Annotated in this window: 1 protein-coding gene; it reads right to left on the bottom strand. The window is 71.5% G+C overall.

Annotated elements, in window-relative coordinates; genetic code table 11:
• The coding region (locus C7C46_RS31070) for an NsdA family TPR-like regulatory protein (protein WP_484421960.1) at positions 1–495 on the bottom strand (495 nt) is incomplete at both ends.

The raw sequence follows: 495 nt of genomic DNA, 5'->3' as shown, positions 1-495 counted from the left end.
CAGGTTGCGGGCCACGTCGTTGGCCGCGAGCGCGTCGCCGGGCCGGCCGAGATGGCGGTAGAGGCTGCCGGCGTGCGACCAGATGCGGAACTGGATGGACGAGTCGCCGGACATGGCCGCCAGGGAGGCAGCCTTCTGATGGTGGTGGAGAGCGGCGTCGAAGCGGCGGCCGTCGATGGCAGCCCACATCGCGCTCGACATGAAGGAGGCCGCGCCGGCGTACAGCTGAGCCCTGATCCGCTGGGTGGCGGTGCCGCGCTCCTGGAGGGCGAGGGCTTCGTCGGCGAGCCGGCCGGCCCGGGTCTCGATGCTGAGGCGACCGCCGTGGCGGTGGTCGCTGGCGACGACCTCGGCGAAGCGGGCCTGCAACTGTTGGACGTCGCTGATCCCGATCCGACGTGGTCCGGCACCGGCACCCGTGAGTGCGGCCACGGCGGTGCCTCCGGCGGCTGCTATGAAGTCACGTCGCCTCACGTCTTCCTCCGTTGTGCTGTT

It is taken from the genome of Streptomyces tateyamensis (assembly GCF_003205575.1).
GTDB classification, from domain to species: domain Bacteria; phylum Actinomycetota; class Actinomycetes; order Streptomycetales; family Streptomycetaceae; genus Kitasatospora; species Kitasatospora tateyamensis.
The sequence above is the reverse complement of the archived record's forward strand: the minus strand, read 5'-3'. Positions and strand labels throughout refer to the sequence as shown.